Source organism: Aeromonas sp. R4-2, assembly GCF_040908295.1.
In the GTDB taxonomy this organism is placed as follows: domain Bacteria; phylum Pseudomonadota; class Gammaproteobacteria; order Enterobacterales; family Aeromonadaceae; genus Aeromonas; species Aeromonas veronii.
On record NZ_JBFODL010000019.1, the window covers coordinates 1 to 15,426 of the forward strand.

Genomic DNA, 15,426 nt, shown 5'->3' on the forward strand with positions numbered 1-15,426 from the left:
TGGTGGAGGGAGAAGGATTCGAACCTTCGAAGGCAGAGCCGTCAGATTTACAGTCTGATCCCTTTGGCCGCTCGGGAACCCCTCCACGGGGTATTGCTTTCAAATTGTCGCACTTGAAATGGTGGAGGGAGAAGGATTCGAACCTTCGAAGGCAGAGCCGTCAGATTTACAGTCTGATCCCTTTGGCCGCTCGGGAACCCCTCCACAAGTGCGAGGCGCATACTAACAGATCTTCCGGTTTTGTGAACCCCCAAGCAGGATTTTTCCATTAAAAGAATTGGATTTGTGGCCGATAACCAGTGAAATCGCCATTTTCGAGAGTTATCTCATGCTGCCCAGTTCAATCCGTAATCACCTGCTCGTTGATGAGGGCCAGTTGGGGCAGCGCCTCAACCGTGACCTGCAGCATGGGGATCGGGCGGATTTCCGGTTGCATCTGGCCCTGCTCACCGACGCGGTGGAGGAGCAGCCCTGGTTTGATGCCAAACCGGCGGCCACTCCCCAGAGCCGTGACTGGCGTCTGCACTTTGCGCTGAGACCGGCAGAGGTGCTGGTGGCTGAAGGGGCGGGGAGTGACTGCAGTGCCATCAATGAGCGGCTGCAGCAGGGGGGAAGCATGGTGGATGTGCGGCTCTGGCTGGCGCTGCAAACACCGCCGCTGGCGGTCAAACAACCGCTGCTCGATGAGGCTGTCTACGACAACCTGTCACCGCTGGCGCGGGAGCGGTTGCAAGGAAAGCTGGCCGATATGCCACGCCAGGAGGATCCGCTGGTATTGTTGCCGATCCTCGACCGTTTGCAACAGGGGGTGGATACCCGGTTGCACTGGCTCAGTTGATGGCGCCTGTTCACTGGTGTAACGCGATGCTTGTCGGCAAATCACAGGCAACAAAAAGGCGGGTAACCCCGCCTTTATGCTCTTTAGAATTTTTAGCCTTGCGGCATGCTATCAAGCGTCAGCTTCATCCGGTTGCGGCTGCTCTTTGAGCGCGGCATTGGCACGACGGGCAATCGGCTTTTCGGTGTGACGGTTGAGTTGGCGCTCCAGTTTTTGCCCCAGTTCGTTGATGGCGGCGTAGAGATCCTCATGCTCTGCCTGGGCAAACAGTTTGCCGTTGGGGATGCCAGCACTGGCTTCGACAGTGAACATCAGACGCTCTTTGGAAACAATCACATGGGGTGTGATGAGAGGCACCTGAAGACGTTCGAGCTTTTCAAAACGGGATTCGATGCGCTCGCGGATAGCCGGGGTGATGTCGATGATTTTGCTGGTAATTTCGATTTTCATATTGGCCCCCTTCGGGTCGTCTTGCTTGTGTCTTCACCTTCAGATTACTCATTGGTAAAGATTGAAATGTGATCCATGTCACATAAACTTCCCTTGGCTATTCAGCAACTTATAAATTGTGATCTTTTCCGGTTTCGTGCCAAAAACAGCTTGAGCTCCATGAAACTGGCAGGCAGTATGACGGGAATAGGATCGTTTCTGTCCCTTCTTGGCAGCACTTCGTGTCGACCTCATGTCCGGTTTCCACTGCTTGATATCGCATGTTTGTACTCTTCCCTCGCAACCTCTGATCTCATGAGCGGATGCAGGGGGCGTTGCTATGCCTGATTGGACATCAAACGTGGTTGGTTGTTGTGTTGGAGTGGTAAATGAAGCAGCAGGCCACGCAAGTCATGTGGTTTTTCGATCGGCAACATGATCAGTGGAGTCTCTCTGATCAGGGGGCCTACCAGCAGTGGCAAGGGGAGGGCAATCATCCCTGGGCCGCTCGCCTGTTACCGGAAGATGAGGCAGGTTTTGCCGACTTTCTCGTCCGGCTTCATGAATCACATCTGCCTGAACAGTTCATCGGTCATCTGAAAGATGATCAGGGGCAGCTCAACCATGTGCTCTGGAGCGGCCAGTTTGTGCCCACCCAGCAGATCTGCTGTGGCTGGCTGGCCCCTCTTGATACCGCCAACAGTGCGGTCTCCTCCCTCAATCTCTCTTTGCCATTGCTGCAAACCACCCTGCTCACCCAGTTGGCGCAGGCGCTCTCTGCCCGCACCGGGCTCGATTTCTTCAATACCCTGGTCAGCCAGCTGGCTCATATTCTCAAGGTGGATGCGGTCTGGGTGGGTGAGCTGTGCGGTGCCGACCGGGTCAAAGTGCTGGCCGCCGACGGGCTGGCGCAGAAGGACTACCCGCTGGCGGGCTCCCCCTGTCAGGAGCTCTACAAGCAAGGGGCCATCTGTTTCGAGGTGATCGACGAGTCGCAGGAGTATCAACCCTGGCTGGCGGCCGGGCAGACTTATTATGGTCAGCCGCTGTTTGATGCCAGAGGCCAACTTCTGGGCCATCTGGCGCTGCTCTATTCGGCCCCGGCAGATACCAGCAATCTCACCTCGGTGCTCAATACCTTTTCGGTACGGATGGTGGCCGAGCTGGAGCGATTGCAATCAGATGCCCAGATGCGCCTCTCTGCCGTTGCATTCGAGACCCACGAAGGGATCATCATTACGGATCCGGGGTTCAAGATCCTGCGGGTCAACAACGCCTTCAGCCAGATCACCGGCTTTGACAGCCAGTCGGTGCTGGGCCTGCATCTGGAAGAGGATCTCTGGCCAAATCTGGGTGGGCTCGGCTACGAGCTCAATACCCTCAGCCGCTGGCAGGGGGAGACCCAGCGTCGCCATGTCGATGGTCACACCTATCCCCAGTGGGAGATAGTGACGCCGGTGCAGGATGAGAAGGGGGTGATCAGCCACTTTGTCATCTGCTTCGAGGATATCTCCGAGCGCAAGGCGGCCGAGCGGCGCATCCAGGATCTCGCCTATTACGACGAGCTGACCGGATTGCCCAATCGCCGTCAGTTGCATGAGACCCTGGTGCAGACCTTCAACGAGGCGACCCGCGATGGCTTGATTGGTGCGCTGCTCTTTATCGATCTCGATCACTTCAAGACCATCAACGACTCCCTCGGCCACGCCACCGGTGACTGGCTGCTCAAGGAGGTCGCTGCCCGTCTCAAACGGTTGGTGCGGCAAGGAGATTGCCTGGCCCGCCTCGGCGGTGACGAGTTTGTGTTGCTGTTGCCATCGCTCTCGGCCAGCCCGCCCCAGGCGGAGATGCAGGCCGATATCATTGCCGAGCGGCTCATCACCGAGATTGCCGCTCCTTATACCTATGTGGGGCAAGTGCTGCACATCGGCGCCAGCGTTGGCATTACCCTGTTTCCGGATCGGGAGCAGGGGGTCGATGATCTGCTCAAGCAGGCGGATACCGCCATGTATCAGGCCAAGTCCGCTGGCCGCAAGACCCGTCGCTTCTTCGATGCCTCGATGCAGCAGCAGGCGGATCGCCGTCTGCTCATTCACAACGAACTGCGCAACGCCCTCAGCCAGCAAGAGCTGACCCTCTACTATCAGCCCCAGCATATGGTCGATGGCGGCGATATCATCGGTGTCGAGGCGCTCATTCGCTGGCAGCCAGCCGGTCGCTCGCTGGTCTCGCCGGCCGAATTTATTCCCATTGCCGAGGAGACGGACCTGATTGTCGATATCGGCAACTGGGTGCTGCACGAGGCGTGCGCCCAGTATGTGCTGTGGGAGGAGAACGGCATCCACATTCCGCAGATCTCGGTTAACGTCAGTGCCAAGCAGTTCCATGCCACCGACTTTGTCGAGCGGATCCACGATGTGTTGGCGCAAACCGGCATGGATCCGGCCTGCCTCAATCTGGAGATCACCGAATCCGTGGTGCTGGGCCATGCCGAGGACACCATCAGCAAGATGACCGAGCTCAAGGAGCTCGGCATCAGCTTTGCCATCGACGATTTTGGCGCCGGTTACTCCTCCCTGAGCTACCTCAAGCGGCTGCCTGCCGATGAGCTCAAGATCGACCGCTCTTTCATTCAGGATATCCCGAAAGATGGCGACAACATGGCCATCGTCGAGGCGGTGATCGCCATGGCCCGCCATATGGGCTTTAACGTCACGGCGGAAGGAGTGGAGTCCCGTCAGCAACTGGAGTTTCTCAAGGCGCAGGGGTGCAGTTTCTATCAGGGCTATCTCGCCTCCAAGCCGCTGCCGGTGCCCTATCTGGAGAAATATGTACAGCGGCTGACCAGACCGGAGCAACTGCGTGAAATGCAGCTGAGCGAGTCAGAAAAATAGTCCCTGCTCCCCGCTGTAGCGCTGCTCGGCAACGGGTAGAATGAGAGGCAGTAGACCCACCGCCACCGGGCGGTGTATTGCCCTCAATGGAGATGTTCAGTGAAAGCTGTATGGGGAATTGTTTTGTCGGCGCTGTTTGTGCCGACCCTGATGGCGCAGACTGCCGACCAGACGCTCTACCGTCAGGCGTATGACGCCGTACGGGCCAATGATCAGGCCCGTTTCCAGCAAATTCGTGCCCGTTTGACCCATTACCCCCTGCTCCCTTACCTCGATTACTATCAGCTCGCCTTTCGTCCGGGGGCGGCCGATTACAACGATGTGACCCGCTTTATCCGCCAGCATGGAGATACCCCCCAGTCCAACCGGCTGGAGCGCAGCTATCTGACCTATCTGGCCCAGAGCCAGCAGTGGTCGCAGTTCCTGCGCTTCTATCCGGCCAAGCCGAGCTCCACCGACCTGCTCTGCATGCACTATCAGGCGCTCTATTACACCGGCAAGCCGAAAGAGGCGTTGCAGGGGGCGGGCAAGATCTGGATGAGTGGCCAATCGCGCCCTGATGCCTGCTCCCCGCTGTTCCAGCTGTGGCAGGCATCCGGTCAGCGTACCCAGGAGAAGATCTGGCAGCGGATGACGCTGGCGTTCGAGGCGGAAAACCCCAATCTGATCCGCCACCTTGGCGCGACCCTGGGTAGCGGCTTGCAGAGCTATGGCGATCAGATGGTGACCCTGTTCGAGCAGCCAGCCAAGGCGATGAACCCGGCCTATTTCAGCAGCAACCCCTATTCCCGCAAGCTGCTCTCCCTTGGTTTGACCCGCTATGCCAATCAGGAGCCGGAGTCGGTGCTGCGCCAGCTTGCGCTGTTTCGCAGCCGTTTCGGCCTGACCCAGGCCGAGGTGAAACCGGTAGAGCGTGCGATTGCCCGCCGCCTGCTGCTGGATCGCTCCATAGCCCAGCGCAGCTGGGTCGACAGCACGGTGAAAAAGCTGGCGGATCCCGACATTACCGAGCTGCGGGCACGACTGGCCATCTGGGAGCAGGATTGGCGTGGCCTCTCCGGCTGGGTGAAGATGATGCCGATGGCCCGTCAGAAAGAAGATCGCTGGCGCTACTGGATGGCGCGCTCCCTTGAAGTGCAGGGGCAGCAAAAACCGGCGCGGGACCTCTATCTGGAGACTGCCAACCTGCGTGGTTTCTACGGTTTCATGGCCGCCCAGCGCACCGGGGTGCCTTATCGCATCAAGAACCAGAGCGTCAAGCATGTACCGGACTGGCGTACGGCCAGTCAGCGCTGGCCCTTCCTGTTGCGGGTGCGCGAGCTGCTGTCGATGAACGAGATTGCGGCGGCCCGCTCGGAGTGGATCCACAACATGGATCGCAATCCGGTGGCCCAGCGCATCGAGTTTGGTCATATCGCCCTCAATCAGGGCTGGCACGAGCTGGCCATTCTCGCCAGCATTCGCGCCGAGGCGTGGGATGCCCTCGACCTGCGCTTCCCGCTGCCGCTCAAACGCACTTTCTCCCAGATGGCGCAAGAGCGCACCATGAACACCAGTTTGCTCTATGCCATCTCCCGTCAGGAGAGTGCCCTCTATCCGCTGGCCCAGTCGCCGGTGGGGGCGCGGGGTCTGATGCAGCTGATGCCGGCCACCGCCAAAGAGACAGCTGGCAAGCTGGGGGTGCCCTATCGCAACGAGCAGCAACTGTTTGATCCGACGATGAATATTCGTCTGGGGAGCGCCTATCTCAAGCGCTTGCTGGATGTCTATGACGGCAACCGGATCCTGGCGGCGGCCGCCTACAACGCCGGGCCAGGACGGGTAAAACGCTGGCGAGAGCAGAGTGACAACAAGCCGATGGACGTGTGGGTCGAGAGCATTCCCTACAAGGAGACCCGCAACTACGTGCAAAACGTGTTGTCGTTCGATCTCATTTATCAGCACAAGCTGCAGCAGCCGCTGCGCTTCATGTCAGAGCGGGAGCTCAATCACGCCTATTGAGTCGGGGGCCGCCAGCCGGCCCCTGTTTTCAAATTTCCCTGCTGCCGGGTATCATCGGGTAAGGTTTTGTTACCAAAGGAAACATGCCTGGTGACCTGGCTCCGGGAATTGCATCAGGCCGCAGGGTATACTCGGGCGTCGGCATCGACAGGTTCCCCCACAATAAAGGAATGGATAGTGGCAACGATTAAAGACGTTTCTCAGCTGGCAAATGTGTCTATCTCCACCGTGTCGCGGGTTATCAACAACACGGCACAGGTAGCACCGGAAAAGCGTGAGGCCGTACTGGCGGCCATGAAGGAACTGAATTTTCGACCCAACAGTTTTGCCCAGGCACTGGTCAGCAAGCGTTCCAACTGCATTGGCGTGCTGGTTGGCGACCTCTGCGGCGGCCCCTTCTTTGCCCAGATGATGCGTGGCATCGAAACCATGGTCGATCAGGCCAACAAGTTCACCATCGTCATGTCTGGCAACCACGATATCGCGCGCGAGCGTCACGCCATTCAGGCGCTGCTGCAGCGCCAGTGCGATGCGCTGATCCTCCACAGCAAGGCGCTTCCGGACGAGGAGCTGAGCGAGCTGGCGGCAGGCTCTACCCCCATCGTGTTTATCAACCGTCAGGTGCCGGGCGCGGAAGATCGCTGCGTTTGGCTCGATAACCAGGCGGGGATCACCACCGCGTGCCAGCACTTGCTGGATGCCGGTCATCGCAACATCGCCTTTATCACCTCCGATGATGAAGAGTTTGTCGATGGTCAGCAGCGGATGGCCGGTTACACCCAGACCCTGGCCAGGGCCGGGATCGCCTTTGAGCCTGCTCTCGTCAGCCGCGCCTATGCCGACGAAAATGGCGGATATGTGGCGATGAGTGAATTGCTGGCCCGTGGTGTCGAGTTCACGGCCGTGCTCGGTTTCAACGACGGTATGGTGGCCGGCGCCATCTCTTGCCTGCTGGAGCGGGGTTACAAGATCCCGCAGCAGGTGTCGGTGGTGGGGTTCGACGATATCCCTTACGCCCGCTACATCTATCCCAAGCTCACCACGGTGCGCTACCCCATCGAGGAGATGGGCAGCCGCGCTGCCGAGCTGGCGCTGCGTTTGCTCGATCACAAGCCGGTGGACGGCCTGGCGCTCAAGTTTGAAGCCCAGCTGGTGGAGCGTGAGTCAGTCGCCTGATGTGCGTCAAACAGTGAACAACAAGGTGGCCCCATCGGGGCCACACTCTTTTCTGCGTTATCTCTCTAATCCGCTATTTATCCCGCCAGGGCGACTCGCTGCTGACGGCGCGCCTCTACCCCTTCTGCCAATATATCGAGCAACTGCCTTGTCTGTTCCCAGCCGATGCAGCTATCGGTGATCGACTGGCCGTAGCGCAGCGGTTTGCGGCTTATCTCCTGACGCCCTTCGCAGATAAAACTTTCCACCATGATGGCGGCGATAGCATGGCTACCAGCGCCCAGCTGGTCGGCAATGTCACGGGCAATCAGCAGCTGGCGGGCATGCTGCTTCTGGCTGTTGCCGTGGCTGCAATCGATCATCAGGCGAGGGGAGAGATGATGCTGGCGCAGCAGCTCGCCAGCCTCTGCCACATGACAGCTCTGATAGTTCGGTTGGCGGCCACCGCGCAGGATCAGATGGCAGTCGGGGTTGCCATGGCTGCGTACCAGTGCCAGCTGGCCATCACCGGAAGGCTGGGTATAGAGGTGGGCCGCCCGGCTGGCGAGGATCGCCTCTACCGCGATCCGGATATTGCCGTCGGTACCGTTTTTAAAGCCGATGGGGCAGGGAAGGGCCGAGGCCAGTTGGCGGTGGAGTTGGGATTCGGTGGTGCGGGCGCCGATGGCACCCCAGCTGATGAGATCCCCCAGATAGAGCATGCTGGTGAGATCGAGAAATTCGGTGGCACAGGCGAGCCCTTCCTGTCCAAGTGCCAACAGTAACTCCCGAGCCTGGGTTAGTCCCTTTTCCAGTTGATCGCTGCCATCGAGGTCGGGATCGAAGATAAATCCCTTCCAGCCGAGCGTCGTGCGCGGCTTTTCGAAATAGGTGCGCATCACCAGTTGCAGCTGCTCCCCGTATTGGCCCTGCAGTTCAGCGAGCTGGCCACCATAGTCGCGGGCGGCTGCCGGATCGTGAATGGAGCAGGGGCCGATCACCAGCAGCAGGCGATCATCCTCTCCCTGCAGAATATGGCGGGCTTGCTGGCGGCTGCGTGCGATTTGGCGAGCGAGCCGTGCCGGACAGGGTCTGGCCTTTAACATCTCGTCAGGGGTGGGCAGGGTGGCAAGGGGTGAAGCATTCAGAAGTGAGGTGAACATGAGCGATCCTGATGAAAATGGAAATCTGCATGCTCTTTGCTGTCCAGTGGGGATCTTCCCCTTATTCTCTTGGTTAACAGAGCGCGGGCATGGGCCCGCGCTCTGTTATATCGGCCTTGGCTACCTTAGAAGCGGGCTGAGCCGCTGACGTAGTAGCTGCGACCCGGTTCGACGTTCTGGAAGACGGTGTCTTTCTCTTGCAGGCGCACGTCGGTCAGGTTGTTGATCCCCAGTCGCAGGTCAAAGTTCTCGGTGACCTTGAAGCCGGTGCCGAGATCGAAGGTCTGATAGCTGGGCAGCTTGTGCAGTACGACAACCTTGTTGACGGTCTGCTCGGCAAACTGGGTACCGGTGTAGGTGGTGCCGACAAAGGCATTGACCCGCTCGGTGGCCTGCCAGGTGATCTTGGCGTTGGCCTTGTGCTCCGGCCGCTCGGGCAGTGCCTGACCCTGATCGCCTTCCGCCTTGAGGTAGGTGTAGTTGGCGCCGAGGTTGATATCGTCGGTCAGATCGAGCTTGCCGGTTAGTTCCAGCCCCTTGGTAGTGGCTTTCTCCAGGTTGTACCAGGTGCGGTCAGTGGAGTTCGGCAACTGCTTGAAGGTGAGCATGTCGTCGATGTCGGAGTAGAACAGGGTGGCGCTGGTCTCCCAGATCCCTTCTCCTGCGATGACACCCAGCTCGTAGTTGGTGCTGGTTTCCGGCTTGACCTTGTCGCTGCCATAGATGCGGCAGCTGCCGCCGCAGCTCTCGATGCTGTAGCCGTTGGAGTACTGGTGCGGCGCCGGTGCCTTGAAGGCCTGGCTGACCCCGCCCTTGACGGTCACCACATCGTTCATCTCATAGACCAGATAGCCGCGCGGGGTGAAGTGGCTGCCGTAGATCTCGTGGTGATCGTAACGGCCGCCCAGCGTGAAGGTCAGGCTGTCGGTCAGGCCAATTTCATCCTGGGCGAACAGCGCCTCTTGAGAGTGACTCTCTTTGCCGCCGATATCCTTGTAGCTCACCGCATCCACCAGCTCCCGATCCAGATATTCACCACCCAGGGTCAGGTAGTGGTTAGCCAGCGCCAGGTTGGTATAGCCCTTGAGGGTCAGGGTGTTCTCTTCCAGCTCCCGCTGCTGCGGGGCAGAGTAGCTGGTGTTGAAGTCGTCGATCTGGGAGGTCTCGTAGTTGGCCATGACGGTGGTGTCACCCCAGCTCCAGTTCCCCTTGTGGGTCAGACCAAACAGGTTGCGATCGTTTTGCTGCTGGCGGCTGTGCACCTTGTTGCCGGTTTTGCGGAAGATATCGAGAGGCCGCTCATCCTGGTTGTAGAGGTAATCCAGCTCGAAGCGCTGCTGCTCATCCACCAGCCAGCTCAGGGTAGAGGCGAAGTTGCGGGTCTGCTTGGCTTCGATAAGGGGGATGCCGTCAGCAGCTTCGGTGGGGGTCCAGGCTTGACGGTCATACACCTCGCCGTTCATCCGGATCAGCAGGTTGTCGGTCAGCGGGCCGGTAAAGCCCAGGTTGGTTCTGTGCTGATCGCCGCCATCCTTGCCCTCGATGGCCTTGAAGTCGGCATCGGCCGCCCCTTGCCAGGTTTTGCCCGGCTGCTTGGTGATGATGTTGATGACACCACCGATGGCATCGGAGCCGTAAAGTGCCGACATGGGGCCACGGATCACCTCGACCCGCTGGATCATGCCAAGGGGCACGGGGGTGTTGTCGAAGTTGCCGCCGCGCCACAGGGCATTGGAGGAGGAGAGGCGTTTGCCATCCACCAGTACCAGTGTGTACTTGCCGGACATGCCGCGAATACCGATATCGCTGCGGCCATTGGTGTCAGCTTCAGCCTGAATGCCCACTTCGTGGCGCAGCAGGTCGGCAAGGTCATTGACGGGCGCTGCGGCGATCTGTTCGGCCGTGATGACAGAGATAGAGGCTGGCGCCGAGCGGGTATTGTGCGCCGTGGTGGTGACGGTGATCACCTCATCGACTTGAGGGGCGTTGCTGGCGGCGATCGCTTGCTGGGTCAGCAGGGTGATGATGGTGGTGGCCAGCAGGCTGGGAGCAATAAAACGGGAGGTTGAGGATTTCATTATTTACATCTTCCATAATATTCAAATGATAAGCGTTATCATTATCAAGTTGAATTTGCTCCGATCGCAACTCTTTTTTATCGGCGAAGTTCAGTTTCGTTCGTCACCCGCTTTTGACTAAAAAGAAGTTAATGAAATTGATTCTCATTTGTGTTGATCGTTTTTTCGCTCCTTGTTAGGATGCCGTTCACCCTGATATCTTGTGATTCAAATGACTCACTTTAAGTCGTGTCAGGCAGTGATTCATTCCAAGGAGTAGCACCGTCATGTGTGACCATGCACTGGAAGGAGAGTGGCCCGCAGCAACTGCCGGGCTAGATAAAGTGTGCTGTTTTGCCAGCGGTGACAGGGTACTGGTCGCCTCCGGTATCCACGACAGTTTTACTGGCATCCCACCGGAGAAGCTGCTCGCCCATCTGCGTCAGTTGCGCCAGCAGGGGATGGCCAATCCCATCGCCATCGGCGCCATTCCGTTTGATACCCAATCCCCCTGGCATCTGGTGATCCCGGTGCAATCGCAGTGGGTCGCAAGGGATGCGCTGTTGCCCGCCCGCTGTTGCCAGCTCAATGGTGAGGTGAGTGAAGTGACCGGCTCTGCCCACTATCAGGGGGCGGTGCGGGCAGCGTTGCAGCAGTTCAGCGAGGGGCTGCTCGAGAAGGTGGTGCTGTCGCGCGCCATTGATGTGCAGAGTGCAGAGCAGACCTCCCCCGCACACGCCTATGGCTCTCTGCTGGCCCAGAATCCGGGGGCCTATGTGTTCCAGATCCCGCTGCCGGAGGGGGAGACCCTGCTTGGCGCCAGCCCCGAGCTGCTGGTGTCTCGCAGTGAGATGGCGGTGGTGAGCAATCCGCTGGCGGGCTCCCGTCCGCGCCACGCTTTTCCTGATCAACAGGCGGCCAGTGCCGACCTGCTGGGCGCCCAGAAGGATCGCTATGAACATGCGCTGGTGGCCGATGCAGTCGCTGCTGCCCTCGCTCCCTTCTGCCGAGAGCTGGACGTCCCTCTGGAGCCGCAGGTGATCGCGACCCCTACCATGTGGCACCTCTCGACCCGCATCGCCGGACGGCTCCATGAGCCCTCTCCCGTGCTGGCACTGGCGCTGGCGCTGCACCCGACACCGGCGGTGTGCGGCACACCGCTCTCGGCTGCGCGTCAGGCCATCGCCCGGCTCGAGGGGTACGATCGCCGCTTCTACTGTGGCGCCGTCGGCTGGATGGATGCCGATGGCAATGGCGAGTGGGTAGTCACCATTCGCTGTGGCGTGCTGGCCGGCAAGCAGCTGCGGCTCTATGCCGGCGCCGGGGTAGTGGTGGGCTCCTCGCCGGAAGCGGAGTGGCAGGAGACCGCCGCCAAGCTCGGCACCATGCTGCGCGCCTTCGGCCTCGAAAGCCGGGAGCCGGAGGTAACTGCATGAAGCCGCTGGTGCCCTTTACCCCCTGGCCCGCCGAGCTGGCAGCCCACTACCGGGCACAAGGGTGGTGGCGCGGACAACCGCTCACCGCCCTGCTCGATGAATCTGCCGAACGTTATCCCGAGCGCACGGCTCTGATCTGTGGCGAACGCACCCTCAGTTATGGCCAGTTAAAGCGTGAGGTTGATGCGCTGGCGGCGCGGCTGGCCGCGCGCGGGCTGGGCCACGGCGATACCGCGCTGGTGCAGTTGCCCAATTGTGCCGAGTTCTATATCTGCTGGTTTGCCCTGATCCGCTGCGGAGTAGTGGCGGTGCATGCCCTCTACAGCCATCAACGGCGCGAGCTGGTGGCCTTTGCCCGCCAGATTGAGCCCGCCTTGCTGGTACTCAACCCCTCCCATCTCGGCTTTGCCGGTGAAGCGGGGAGCCTCGCGGCCCTTGATGAGCTTGTATCTCCTTCCTGCCAGACACTGCTGTTCGAGCAGGCTGAAGGCTCCGATCTTCAGTCAGGATTTGCATGGCGTCAGCCTGACCCGATAGCCCGTGCTGATGGTTCGCCGCTGACGGCTATCTCGCCAACTCCTACCCCGGCCGATCAAGTCGCTTTTTTCCAGCTCTCCGGCGGCAGCACCGGCACCCCCAAACTGATCCCCCGTACCCACGATGACTATGGCTACAGCGTGCGCCAGAGCGTCGCGGTGTGCGGCTGGGATGAGCGGGTGATCTATCTCTGCGCTCTGCCAGCGCCCCACAACTTTCCCCTGAGCTCCCCCGGGGCACTCGGAGTGTTTTATGCCGGTGGCTGCGTGGTGCTGGCAAAGGATCCTTCCGCCGCAACCTGTCTGCCGCTGGTGCAGCGCCATCAGGTCAACTGGGCGGCGCTGGTGCCACCGGCTCTGGCGCTCTGGCTGGAGGCGGCCAGCCACTATCCGCAGACCTCTCTGGAGTGTGTGCAGGTGGGCGGTGCGCGCCTCAGCCCGGCTCACGCCGAGGCGGTGGCGAGCCGCCTTGGTTGCCGCCTGCAGCAGGTGTTTGGCATGGCCGAGGGGCTGGTCAACTACACCCGCATCGAGGATGACCAGTGGCACATCGTCAATACCCAGGGCCGCCCGATGAGCGCGGGCGACGAGGTGGAGGTGCGGGATAGCGACGGACGCCCCTTGCCCGATGGCGAGTGCGGCGAGCTCTGGACGCGCGGCCCTTATACCTTTCGTGGCTACTTCAAAGCTGATGCCCACAATCAGCGTGCCTTCGGCCGGGACGGTTTCTACTGCACCGGCGATCTGGTCTGCCGCTTGCCCAGTGGTCATCTGATAGTGGTGGGGCGCAACAAGGATCAGATCAACCGGGGCGGGGAGAAGATCGATGCCCTCGAAATTGAAGAGCTGTTGCTGACCCACCCGGAGGTGCGGCAGGTGGCGCTGGTCGCCATGCCTGATCCCATGCTCGGGGAGCGCAGCTGCGCCTTTCTGATGTGCCGCGAGCCCCTCAATCTGCCCCGCTTGCGCCGTTTCCTGCGCGAGCAGGGGGTGGCCGATTACAAACTGCCCGATCGCCTGGTGCTGGTGGATAAACTGCCTCACACCCCGGTCGGCAAGATAGACAAACAGAGGCTGCGCGAGCAGCTCGCCAAGGAGTGTGCATGACCATTCAATCCCTCGCCGCCTATCCGCTGCCCACCGCCGAGGAGCTGCCTACCGGGCGGGTGAACTGGCCCTTCGAACCGGGCCGCGCCGCCTTGCTGGTCCACGATATGCAGCACTATTTCGTCGACTTCTACGGGCCGGGCAATCCGCTGATCAATCAGGTCATCGACCATATCGCCACCCTGATCCGTCAGGCGCGTGCTCTTGGCATGCCGGTGGTCTATACCGCCCAGCCCGCCGAGCAGAGCCAGGCCGATCGGGCGCTGCTCAACGACATGTGGGGGCCGGGGTTGACCCGGGCGCCGGAGCGTCAGCCGATTGTTTCGGCGCTGGCGCCCGAGCCGCAGGATACGGTGCTGACCAAGTGGCGCTACAGCGCTTTTTGCCGCTCACCGCTGGCCGAGCTGATGGCCGGATGGGGGCGGGATCAGCTGGTGATCTGCGGCATCTACGGTCATATCGGGGTGATGCAGACGGCGGTCGATGCTTTTATGCGCGATATCCGCCCCTTCCTGGTGGCTGATGCCATCGCCGACTTCTCCCGCGAGGATCATCTGCTGGCGCTATCCTACGTCAGCCGCAATGCCGGTCGGGTGATTACCGTGGCCGAGGTGATGGCGGCCAGCAAACGCCCTCTGACTCGCGAGTCACTGCGTGCTCAGGTGTTGGCACGGCTGCCCGCCGAGATGCAGCAGGAGCAGCCCACCGAGGATGAGAACCTGCTCGACTATGGTCTCGATTCGCTGGCGGTGATGGGGCTGGTGGAGGAGTGGCATCAGCAGGGGCTGGTGGTGGAGCTGGCCGAGCTGGCCCGCACGCCGACCCTGGCTCACTGGTGGGCGCTCCTCTCCCGTCAGCTGAATGTCAGTCAGGACACGGCTTATCAGGTCAACGAAGATCACGTCAGCGAACCGGAGTGCACCCCATGAGCGAGTGGCAAGGCAGAACCGTCTGGGTAACCGGTGCGGCGCAGGGAATTGGCCATGCGGTGGCGCGCACCTTTGCCGAGGCGGGGGCCAGCGTGGTGGCGTTCGATCTGCAACTGGTCGAGGCACTGCCCGGCAACGTGAAGGGAGTGCTGATCGATGTGAGCGACAGCGAGGCCGTGACCCGCTGCTGCGAACAACTGCTGGACGAGGGGCTGGGGCCCGATGTGCTGGTCAATGTCGCGGGCGTGCTGGCGACCGGCAGGCTCGATGAGGTGGATGACGACCTCTTGCTGCGCACCTTTGCCATCAACACCTTCGCCCCCTTCTACCTGATGCGGGCCCTGACCCCCTGGTTTCAGGGGCGACGCAGGGGCGCCATCGTCAATGTCTCCTCCAATGCCGGTCGGGTACCGCGAGTGGGGATGGGCATCTATGGCGCCTCCAAGGCGGCGCTGACCAGTCTCACCCAAACGGCAGGGCTGGAACTCGCCCCCTATGGGGTGCGCTGCAATCTGGTGTCACCGGGCTCGACCCGTACCCCGATGCTGTACGGCATGTGGCAGGAGGGGGAGGCGGCGCAGCGGGAAGGAGAGATGCGCACCATCGCGGGTCTGCCCGGGCAGTTCAAGCTGGGGATCCCCCTTGGCAAACTTGGGACCCCCGACGAGGTGGCTGCCTGCGTGCTGTTTCTCGCCTCCGATGCGGCCAGCCATATCACCCTGCAGGATCTGGTGGTCGATGGCGGTGCCACCCTGGGGGTCTAGCCCGCGGGCTGCCGATCTGGCAGGCGTGACACTCTCTTTATGCAGGAGGCTTTGTCTCCTCGCTTTTCAGCTATGCGGGCAGGGGCAAGCCGCTGCTCGCTCGATGTTTGCGCAAGG

Annotated in this window: 11 protein-coding genes and 2 tRNA genes; 8 read left to right on the forward strand and 5 right to left on the reverse strand. The window is 60.8% G+C overall.

Annotated features, from left to right (window positions below):
* Both AB5Y99_RS16415 and AB5Y99_RS16420 read right to left on the reverse strand, forming a co-directional pair.
* A tRNA-Tyr gene (locus tag AB5Y99_RS16415) sits at positions 1-85 on the reverse strand.
* A 34-nt stretch (positions 86-119) separates the two neighbouring features.
* Positions 120-204: transfer RNA gene (locus AB5Y99_RS16420), tRNA-Tyr, on the reverse strand.
* A 124-nt stretch (positions 205-328) separates the two neighbouring features.
* On the opposite strand from AB5Y99_RS16420, the gene AB5Y99_RS16425 reads away from it, so the two are divergent.
* The gene (locus AB5Y99_RS16425; protein WP_201903705.1) at positions 329-838 is read left to right on the forward strand and encodes a VC2046/SO_2500 family protein; all 510 of its coding nucleotides are present in this window, start codon (positions 329-331) and stop codon (positions 836-838) included.
* A 111-nt stretch (positions 839-949) separates the two neighbouring features.
* Here the strand turns inward: AB5Y99_RS16425 and raiA are convergent, their stop codons facing one another.
* Positions 950-1,288, reverse strand: coding sequence for a ribosome-associated translation inhibitor RaiA (raiA, locus tag AB5Y99_RS16430; RefSeq protein ID WP_005334257.1), 339 nt, complete (start codon positions 1,286-1,288; stop codon positions 950-952).
* A 368-nt stretch (positions 1,289-1,656) separates the two neighbouring features.
* Between raiA and AB5Y99_RS16435 the strand changes: the two genes are divergently transcribed.
* The 3 genes from AB5Y99_RS16435 to AB5Y99_RS16445 all read left to right on the forward strand — a co-directional run bounded on the left by AB5Y99_RS16435 (position 1,657) and on the right by AB5Y99_RS16445 (position 7,338).
* Positions 1,657-4,161, forward strand: a complete 2,505-nt coding sequence (locus tag AB5Y99_RS16435) for a bifunctional diguanylate cyclase/phosphodiesterase (protein ID WP_021231088.1) — start codon at positions 1,657-1,659, stop codon at positions 4,159-4,161.
* A gap of 99 nt (positions 4,162-4,260) precedes the next feature.
* Positions 4,261-6,162: a transglycosylase SLT domain-containing protein gene (locus AB5Y99_RS16440; RefSeq protein ID WP_040066126.1), complete on the forward strand. Its 1,902-nt coding sequence runs from the start codon at positions 4,261-4,263 to the stop codon at positions 6,160-6,162.
* Positions 6,163-6,339: 177 nt separating this feature from the next.
* Positions 6,340-7,338 (forward strand): LacI family DNA-binding transcriptional regulator, encoded by a 999-nt coding sequence (locus AB5Y99_RS16445; RefSeq protein WP_042080223.1) that lies wholly within the window; start codon positions 6,340-6,342, stop codon positions 7,336-7,338.
* Positions 7,339-7,415: 77 nt separating this feature from the next.
* Here the strand turns inward: AB5Y99_RS16445 and AB5Y99_RS16450 are convergent, their stop codons facing one another.
* Positions 7,416-8,480 (reverse strand): 3-deoxy-7-phosphoheptulonate synthase, encoded by a 1,065-nt coding sequence (locus tag AB5Y99_RS16450; RefSeq protein WP_368210176.1) that lies wholly within the window; start codon positions 8,478-8,480, stop codon positions 7,416-7,418.
* Positions 8,481-8,605: 125 nt separating this feature from the next.
* Complete coding sequence (locus tag AB5Y99_RS16455; protein WP_368210178.1) at positions 8,606-10,558, reverse strand: TonB-dependent receptor; 1,953 nt, start codon at positions 10,556-10,558, stop codon at positions 8,606-8,608.
* Between the two features lie 266 nt (positions 10,559-10,824).
* On the opposite strand from AB5Y99_RS16455, the gene AB5Y99_RS16460 reads away from it, so the two are divergent.
* Genes AB5Y99_RS16460 through dhbA form a run of 4 tightly spaced genes read left to right on the forward strand, consistent with a single transcriptional unit; the run spans position 10,825 to position 15,309 of the window.
* On the forward strand, positions 10,825-11,973 hold the full coding sequence (locus tag AB5Y99_RS16460; RefSeq protein WP_368210180.1) for an isochorismate synthase: 1,149 nt from the start codon (positions 10,825-10,827) through the stop codon (positions 11,971-11,973).
* Positions 11,970-13,616 (forward strand): (2,3-dihydroxybenzoyl)adenylate synthase, encoded by a 1,647-nt coding sequence (locus tag AB5Y99_RS16465; protein WP_368210182.1) that lies wholly within the window; start codon positions 11,970-11,972, stop codon positions 13,614-13,616. The genes AB5Y99_RS16460 and AB5Y99_RS16465 overlap by 4 nt, the downstream gene beginning before the upstream one ends.
* Positions 13,613-14,545: an isochorismatase family protein gene (locus AB5Y99_RS16470; protein ID WP_368210185.1), complete on the forward strand. Its 933-nt coding sequence runs from the start codon at positions 13,613-13,615 to the stop codon at positions 14,543-14,545. The genes AB5Y99_RS16465 and AB5Y99_RS16470 overlap by 4 nt, the downstream gene beginning before the upstream one ends.
* On the forward strand, positions 14,542-15,309 hold the full coding sequence (dhbA, locus tag AB5Y99_RS16475; protein ID WP_368210188.1) for a 2,3-dihydro-2,3-dihydroxybenzoate dehydrogenase: 768 nt from the start codon (positions 14,542-14,544) through the stop codon (positions 15,307-15,309). Before AB5Y99_RS16470 ends, dhbA begins: the two co-directional genes overlap by 4 nt.
* Positions 15,310-15,426 lie beyond the last annotated feature (117 nt).